This window comes from Streptomyces camponoticapitis, from assembly GCF_014646115.1.
GTDB lineage: Bacteria > Actinomycetota > Actinomycetes > Streptomycetales > Streptomycetaceae > Streptomyces > Streptomyces camponoticapitis.
Genome location: NZ_BMMV01000055.1, coordinates 1 through 7,381, shown reverse-complemented (window position 1 = coordinate 7,381; position 7,381 = coordinate 1). Strand labels below are relative to the sequence as shown.

Sequence of the window (7,381 nt, the reverse complement as noted above, 5' to 3'; positions counted from 1 at the left end):
TCGGCATCTCCGGCGCCCACATGCACGACAGCCAGGGCCTTGAGCCGCTCGTGCGCGGGATCCCGCCGCCGGCGGCCGGGCAAACTGCACGCCGACAAGGGCTACGACTACAACCACCTGCGCCGATGGCTCCGCAGAAGAGGCATCCGCCACCGCATCGCCCGCAAGGGCATCGAATCCTCACAGCGGCTGGGCCGACACCGATGGGTCGTCGAACGGACGGTCTCGTGGCTGGCCGGCTGCCGCCGCCTACATCGACGCTACGAACGCAAAGCCGAACACTTCCTCGCCTTCGTCGGCATCGCAGCCACACTCATCTGCCACCGCCGCCTCACCAAATGAAACGACGTCTAAGTCCGCCCGCGGTCGTGGCCGGTGCCGCCTACGGCACCAACGCCCGCTTTCGGGCCGGCCTGGCCCAGCGGGAAATCGACTACATGCTGGCCATCCGCGCGGACGTGAGTGCCCACCCGTTCGACGCCCGGCCGACAGACCCGGACCGCAACGGCCCCGTCGGCTGCTGGCCCCAGCCCCGCTACCGCCACCGAGCACCCTCAGTGGCAACCCTCGCCACCGGCCTCGGGCAGGAGGCGTTCTCCTCCCTCACCTGGCGGCAGGGCTCGAGCGGCAAGTTACGGTCCCGCTTCGCCGCCAAGCGCGTCCGTCCGGCCGGCAAAGCCGTCGAGCGCCCCCTCAGGGCCGCCGCCTCGGCAGAACAGTGTTGGTGGGACGGTATCCTGCCGGACTGCTGGCTACTGGTCGAATGGCCTGCCGAGGCCGAGGGGCCCACTGACTACTGGCTGTCCAGTCTGCCGGCCGACACCCCGATTATGCGCTGGAGCGCGCCCTGGCGCAGCGTGCTGAGCATCGGCAGGACTCCTTGGTGGCGTCGATTGCGATGGGACTGGGAAGGCGACGTGGCCTGGGCGGGCCGGGAGCCCTTGCGCAGGGCGTTGCTCAGGAAATTGCGGGCCGTCGGAAGCACTTCCCGGATCAGTGCAGGTCGGGGGGCGTGCTTTCCCTGTTCGGGGGTCTGACCCCCTCTGCTCGCGTGCCCGACGACGAAAAAGAGAAAAAGGGCGGACGCGGTCGTGCGGGGCGCGCGGCGGGGATCGGAGCCGGTGGTTTCCTCTGCGGCGCCCGCCCGTCGGCGCCGCTGCCTACGGTCTGCCCTCGGGCACGACCGCGGCCCCGGGAAGCCACTGCTGGAGTTCGACAGCCAGGGTGGTCTTGCCGGAACCCGGCCCGCCGGCCAGCGCGAGAACGACCGGAGTGTGTGCCACGTTGCGTCTCGATCCGTGTCGGATGACAGAGACGCGAGCGTGGGCAGCGGGCGCGGGCCTTCGGGCACATCGTCAGCGGCAGTTGCCCGCTGAACTGGGCATGCTTCGGGCGAGCATCACCCGATCGAGTACCCGCCCTGGGATGGGGCCGACAGTTGAGCCGACGTCCGTCAGGGAGCCGGCCGGTTCCGGTTCGTGTATGTGGTGTCCGTACTCGCGCAGGAGGGCGGTGTTGCGGGAGGTCGCCGGGTTTCGCCACATGCGGGTATTCATGCTCGGAGCGAAGTGGCCGCCGGGGCCGTGAGCGAGGACGAGGGCGCTCAGCAGCGTATCGGCACCACCCGGGTCATTCTGGCCTCAGCTACTCTGACCTGCTGCGGCAGGCCAGAGGTGATGGTCTCGCCAGCTCCGTCCCCGATTGACAGCCGGTCCGAAAGGCTCCGTCAACCGTCTGCTCAGACGGGGAGTTCGGTGATGCTGAGGGCGAAGTCCGGGTTCCCCACACCGTGGTTGGCCAGGCCCACCGTGACCAGGCCCGCTCCTTCCAGCCAGTGCGCCATTGTCAGGCCGCCGACGTCCAGCGGGCGCAGCCCGAGGCTCTCGATGAACGCCTCCACACTTGCCTTGGCCTGCGCATCATCGCCGGCGATGAAGACGTCGGGCCGGCCCTCTTCCAGGACGTGGCGGAAGACGGTGTTGAACGCCTTCACGACGCTGGCGTCGGCCGGGGCCGCCTTGGCGACTTCCTGTGCGATGGAGGTTTCCTCGCGGTGGGCCAGCCCGTCGAACGTCGAGTTGAAGGGGTTGCTGATGTCGATGATGACCTTGCCCGCGAGAGCGTCTCCGTAGTGGGCGACGGCTGGGACCACGCCGTCGTGCAGCAGGGCGACGATGACGATGTCACCGGCAGGGGCGGTGCTCCATTCTCCCGTCGTGGTGCCGCCGCCGAGAGCTTTGGCCAGGTCGGTGGCCTTGGACTGATCGCGGCCCATGATCTCGACGGTGTTGCCGCCGGCTATCGCTCGCGCGCCGAGGGTGCGGGCCATGTTCCCGGTGCCGATGATGCTGATGTTGCTCATGAGGTGTCCTGTCCTGGTTGTGTGTTGTTGGGTTCAGATGGCGGTGGTGCCGCCGTCGGCGACGAGTTCCATGCCGTTGACGTAGCTGGAGTCGTCGGAAGCGAGGAAGAGGGCGGCGGTGGCGATTTCGTCGGGGCGGCCCATCTGGCCGCGGGGGATGAGGGACTCGAACTGGCGCTTGGTGGCCTCGTCGAAGAGCTCTGCCTGCTTGGCGGTGGCGACCTGGCCGGGGGTCAGGACGTTGACGCGGATGCGGCGGTCCCTGAGTTCGTTGAGCCAGATTCGAGCCCATGCCTGCTGGACTGCCTTGCTGCCGGCGTAGACGCTCCAGCCGGGGAAGGCGCCGAGGGAGGCGTTGGAGCCGGTCATGAGGATGGAGCCGCCGTCGTTGAAGAGCGGGAGGGCCTTCTGGACGGTGAACAGGGTGCCGCGGGCGTTGAGCCCGAACCAGGTGTCGAACTGGGCCTCGGTGATCTCGCCGAGCGGAGCGGGCTCGCCACCGCCGGCGCTGGCCCACAGCACGTCAAGGCTGCCCTTCTCCCGCTTCACGGTGTCGTACAGGCGGTCCAGGTCGTCCAGGTCGGCGGCGTCGCCCCGGACGCCGGTGACATTGCGGCCGATCTGCTGCACGGCCTCGTCCAGGGCGTCCTGGCGGCGACCGGTGATGAAGACGTGCGCTCCCTCGTCGACGAACAGCTTCGCACCGGCCAGCGCCATGCCGGTGGTGCCGCCGGTGATGACCGCGACCTTGCCGTCGAGCTTTCCCATAGTCATTCCCTTGGGTCGGTGGTGCCGTGTGTGCCTGGGACGACGGTGTTAAGTACACCGCCCTGTGTGCTTAACGTACGCGGTGGGTGGTTGGGACGCAAGCTATGTACACCGGTCGTTACCTAGCTGCGGTACGGTGAACCCATGACGGAGTTGGAGAAGGGCCCCACGGGCAGCCGCCGCGGCCGGGGCGCCCGCGAGCGCATCATCAGTGCGGCCCAGCAACTGTTCCGTGAGCAGGGCATCAACCGCACCGGCATGAACGAGCTCTGTGCGGCGGCCGAGGTGTCCAAGCGCACGGTCTACCAGCACTTCACCGGTAAGGATGAACTCGTTGCCGAGTACCTGCGCCGGTTCGACCCCTCCGTTCTGTCCGGTGTGTTCGACCGCACCGACCTCACGCCCCGCGAACGGCTCCTCGCCGCTTTCGACGTCCCCACCACCACCCCCCTGTGCCCGTACATCGCCGCCGCCGTGGAGCTCCACGACCCCCAGCACCCCGCGTCCCAGTACGCACGCGACTACAAGAAGGCCGTTGCCGCGCGGCTCGCCGACACCGCCCGCGAAGCCGGCGCCGCCGACCCCGAACAGCTCGGCGAGCAGCTCGCACTGCTCATCGACGGCGCCGCAGCCCGCACCCGGGTCCTCGACGCCGATGCCTTCCCCACCGCCGCCGCCATCGCCGCCGCCCTCATCGACAACGCTCTCCCCGCCGCTGCGGGCCACAACCGCTGACGGGAGGAAGTGCCGAGTTGACTTGGCACTCCGCGGCCGGGCTGGACGCGCTGCCGGTCGCGCGGCCGCACCCGCTAGTAGGCGACACCCTTCGCCCGGCACCTGGACCGGACCTGCTGGCTTTTATGGAACTGGCCGCCCGCTGAAGACCACTAGGGCGTGTTTTAGAACTCGCTGACCTGCATGGATGGCCGTCCGGCGAAGTCGCGGGCGGCCATCCAGATGGTGAGGTCGTGGGCGATGTCGTTGATGCTGGTCGCCGTGGTGACCTCGTGCTCGTTGCGGGTGGTGTCACGGCGGACGATCTCGTAACCGCCTTCATCGAGGCCGGAGGCGAACCAGACAGGGGTGTCCTCATCAGGCTGGACGACGACGAACGTGTTGTCGGAGTCGTTGAGGTCGCCGACCGTCATGAACAGCGCGTCCTCGGAGGGGTCGTCGATGCGGTCGCCGTTCTCGCTGTCGGCGCCGTAGTACTGAGCTCCCATCGTTGCCTTCCCCTCACGTGTTCACCTGGGTCGCGGTCAGCATGGCATGAGGAACCGACAGCTCAGGCCGTCACAGCCATCGCCGATCGCGGCGATCAGCACAGTGGCTTCGAAGCGGACGGCGAGTTTGTCGAACCGGGTGGCGACCGCGCGGTTGCGCCAGGCGATTGAGGTCGTCCTTTGCCTTTGTCGTGATCCGGCGCGACGGCTCACTGGCGTTTCGCCGAGTGGTCGAAAGCCCGGGTGTGGGCCAAGCTCCACCGTCTGGTCCTCGACGAACTCGGATCCCGTGGCGAGCTGGACTGGTCGCGGTGCGCGATCGGCTCGGTGAACATGCGGGCCCTGAAAAAGGGGAGCTGACAGGTCCGAATCCTGTAGACCGGGGTAAGTACGGGTCGAAGATCCACTTGATCACAAAGCGGACGGGACTGCCTCTGTCCATCGGTATCTCGGGCGCCAACACGCACGACAGCCAGGCACTGATCCCCCTGGTGCAGGGCATACCGCCGATCCGATCCCGCCGGGGTCCCCGGCAGCGCAGGCCCCACAAGCTCCACGCCGACAAGGGCTACGACTACAACCACCTGCGGCGATCGTTGTCCAGCCGGGGAATCCGGCACCGCATCGCCCGCAGAGGCATCGAGACCTCGCAGCGGCTCGGCCGCCACCGTTGGACCATCGAACGCACCATGTCCTGGCTCGCCGGATGCCGACGCCTGCACCGCCGCTACGAACGCAAAGCCGACCACTTCCTGGCCTTCACCAGCATCGCCTGCACCCTGATCTGCTACCGCAGACTCACCAAATGAGATGACGTCTAAGCGGGGTGGCACACCCCACTCGCTCGATCACCGACCATGGCCAACTGGCGTGAGACCGCCCTTGACTTGGGCGAGTTCGTCTTGACCTGCCCCGCGCTGAGGCTCCTAGCCGGAGGGGACTCCCCGCATGCCGTGGCGCAAGACCGGAGCGGCCCAGCCGCTGCACGACGTGCTGCTGTCCTACCGGGCAGCGGGTTGGCAGAGCCGACCGGTAGCAGCGGATCATGCTGCAACACGTCGGTCGCCCGAATCGGCCGCAGGCGGGCCGGGTTTGCTGGTTTCTGTCAGCAGCCCCGCCGCCCACGCCGGCGCTCACGGCTTCGACCTCACCGATCAGCGCGGCGACTGGTTGGCACATCCCTACCGGCCACGACACTTCGTCGCCCTGATTCAGCAGAGCGGTCCACCCGTGGTCAACTGATGCGCAGCCACGCCGGCCCGACCCCCGACGGGACCGGCCTCCGGACGGCGCCCCCGCCCCCGCCGCTCAATGCCGGGGGCGTCGTCATGCCAGGCTCACCGGCCCAGCAGACGGTACGGCCGCCAGCGAGCGCCGAGGCACACGGCCCGGCCCCCGGTGCCGGGATGACCTCCTGGATGCAGGAACCACACACCTTGCGAAATCGAACGTATGACCGATGATGGGGGGATGGCAGAGCGCACGTGCCGGCAGGGCGATCCCCAGGTCGACGCCTCCGCAGACGCGCTGCCGCCGGTGAGGGTGCTGCTGCCGGATGGCCGCGTCACCGGGCAGCTGGCCCGGAGGTGGCAAACCCGTGCGGGCACCTGGGTGTACCGGATAGCGCTGCGCGGCTGGAGCTCACGCGCAGCCAGCACTGGTCAGGATCTCGCCGAGGACCTGATCGAGATCGATGTGCCCAGTGCGTACGTGCGGCCCGTACCCGGGATTTCCTACGACGCGGTTCCGGTCCTGCGTGCGTCGCAGGCGCCCGCCCCGCAGGCAGGTGACGAGTCCCTCTCCGGGGATGTCCCGGAGAGCTGGGTAGGAGAAGAGTTGAAGGCCGCTGCCGGGGACCCGGAGGGGCGAGGGCTCGGTGTGCGTTTCCACGTCCCCGGCTGCTGGGCCATCCAGGGCCGCCTGGGCGGCACCCTTACCACTGCCCAGGCCCGCCACATGGTCCGAACAGACCTGATCGCCCAGGCCTGCGACGTGTGCGGTGCGGACAAGGCACTGGCCCGCGGCGAGTAGTGGCCCGCCGCCCGCCCCGACAGGTTTCTCTCTCCGTAGCCGGCCCACCGGCCATCGGGTCTCGTTCGACCGAACGAGCGGCAGCGGGTGCGAATCGTCGGGGTGCTCGTTACGGTGGGCCCCGCCTGTGAACTGAGGCGGGGCTCGCTGGGCCCCCTCGGGCTGAGAGGAAGGGCGGGCCGGTGTTGCGTCCGGTGGTTGAGCCGATGCTCGCGAAGGCCATCGACGCCCTGCCTGCCCCGGCCGTTTTTGCCCGATTTGCTGGAGAATTGAAGTACGACGGCTTCAGGGCCCTTCTGTTCACCGGGTCTGGGCGCGGGCCGGTGTTGCTCCAGTCACGGCGCGGCAACCTGATCCAGGGTTCATTCCCCGATCTCGTCGCCGCGGCGCGCGAGCAGTTGTCGGAAGGCCTCGTTCTTGACGGCGAGTTGGTGGTGTGGAACGGGACGGAGCTGTCATTCGCTGCGGTGCAGCGCCGGGCGTCCTCCGGTACCCGGGGCGCCCTTCAGCTCGCCAGGTCGCTGCCTGCGCACTACGTCGCGTTCGACATCCTCACGTTCCACGCGGAGTCCCTCGTCAACCGCCCGTACATCGAGCGCAGAGCCGTCCTGGAGACGCTGTTCGCGGACCGTGAGCTGACGGCGCCGTGGACGCTGTGCCCGATGACGAGGGACCGGGGAGTGGCCGAGGAGTGGCTGCGGGACTGGACAGAGGTCCCCGGCCTGGAGGGCCTGTTGTAGCCGCGCTTTCCGATTGACTGATTGACCGGTTGACTCGGTTGAACTCGGTGGAACGGATCGGGACATGGCGTGGTCGCTGCGGGCCGATGCTTGGGGCACCGACGGAGAGCCCAGGTTTAGCTCTTGTCGGGGTGGTGCTGCGGGCGTCGTGCCTTTGGCTTGTCGGCGTACGGACTTTTCTGGCTCTGGCAAGATTTTCGTAGGCGGAGATCATCTCGGTGCCACGATCGGGACGGCTCCAGCGGGCACTTTCAGCC

At 68.5% G+C, this 7,381-nt stretch carries 11 protein-coding genes and 1 pseudogene; 7 read left to right on the top strand and 5 right to left on the bottom strand.

Translation table 11 applies throughout. The features are described from left to right. Positions 1 to 342, top strand: a 342-nt coding sequence (locus IEY79_RS36940) for a transposase (protein WP_373292706.1), incomplete at its 5' end; no start/stop codon positions are given. A 26-nt stretch (positions 343 to 368) separates the two neighbouring features. Continuing rightward, positions 369 to 1,037 carry a transposase gene (locus IEY79_RS36935; RefSeq protein WP_229701458.1) on the top strand — a complete coding sequence of 223 codons (669 nt, stop codon included), beginning with the start codon at positions 369 to 371 and terminating at the stop codon, positions 1,035 to 1,037. Between the two features lie 123 nt (positions 1,038 to 1,160). On the opposite strand, the gene IEY79_RS36930 is transcribed toward IEY79_RS36935, so the two are convergent. From IEY79_RS36930 to IEY79_RS36915, 4 genes are all read right to left on the bottom strand, one after another. Then, on the bottom strand, positions 1,161 to 1,283 hold the full coding sequence (locus IEY79_RS36930) for a zeta toxin family protein (RefSeq protein WP_189112034.1): 123 nt from the start codon (positions 1,281 to 1,283) through the stop codon (positions 1,161 to 1,163). Between the two features lie 72 nt (positions 1,284 to 1,355). Then, positions 1,356 to 1,607, bottom strand: a complete 252-nt coding sequence (locus IEY79_RS38645) for a flavoprotein (protein ID WP_506360962.1) — start codon at positions 1,605 to 1,607, stop codon at positions 1,356 to 1,358. A 131-nt stretch (positions 1,608 to 1,738) separates the two neighbouring features. Then, a complete protein-coding gene (locus IEY79_RS36920; protein ID WP_189112033.1) occupies positions 1,739 to 2,362 on the bottom strand; it encodes an NADPH-dependent F420 reductase in 624 nt (207 codons plus the stop codon). Between the two features lie 33 nt (positions 2,363 to 2,395). After that, positions 2,396 to 3,130 (bottom strand): SDR family NAD(P)-dependent oxidoreductase, encoded by a 735-nt coding sequence (locus IEY79_RS36915; protein WP_189112032.1) that lies wholly within the window; start codon positions 3,128 to 3,130, stop codon positions 2,396 to 2,398. Between the two features lie 144 nt (positions 3,131 to 3,274). Between IEY79_RS36915 and IEY79_RS36910 the strand changes: the two genes are divergently transcribed. Further along, positions 3,275 to 3,865 carry a TetR/AcrR family transcriptional regulator gene (locus IEY79_RS36910; RefSeq protein ID WP_189112031.1) on the top strand — a complete coding sequence of 197 codons (591 nt, stop codon included), beginning with the start codon at positions 3,275 to 3,277 and terminating at the stop codon, positions 3,863 to 3,865. 164 nt (positions 3,866 to 4,029) lie between these two features. Here the strand turns inward: IEY79_RS36910 and IEY79_RS36905 are convergent, their stop codons facing one another. After that, positions 4,030 to 4,353, bottom strand: coding sequence for a hypothetical protein (locus IEY79_RS36905; protein WP_189112030.1), 324 nt, complete (start codon positions 4,351 to 4,353; stop codon positions 4,030 to 4,032). Between the two features lie 195 nt (positions 4,354 to 4,548). Here IEY79_RS36905 and IEY79_RS36900 point away from each other — a divergent pair. The 4 genes and pseudogenes from IEY79_RS36900 to IEY79_RS36885 form a co-directional block, all read left to right on the top strand. Then, positions 4,549 to 5,162, top strand: a pseudogene (locus IEY79_RS36900) (IS5 family transposase); the annotation flags it as partial. Between the two features lie 139 nt (positions 5,163 to 5,301). Beyond that, positions 5,302 to 5,595, top strand: coding sequence for a hypothetical protein (locus IEY79_RS36895; protein WP_189112029.1), 294 nt, complete (start codon positions 5,302 to 5,304; stop codon positions 5,593 to 5,595). A gap of 228 nt (positions 5,596 to 5,823) precedes the next feature. Next, positions 5,824 to 6,384, top strand: coding sequence for a DUF6233 domain-containing protein (locus tag IEY79_RS36890; RefSeq protein WP_189112028.1), 561 nt, complete (start codon positions 5,824 to 5,826; stop codon positions 6,382 to 6,384). A gap of 182 nt (positions 6,385 to 6,566) precedes the next feature. Then, a complete protein-coding gene (locus IEY79_RS36885; protein ID WP_229701457.1) occupies positions 6,567 to 7,124 on the top strand; it encodes an ATP-dependent DNA ligase in 558 nt (185 codons plus the stop codon). Positions 7,125 to 7,381 lie beyond the last annotated feature (257 nt).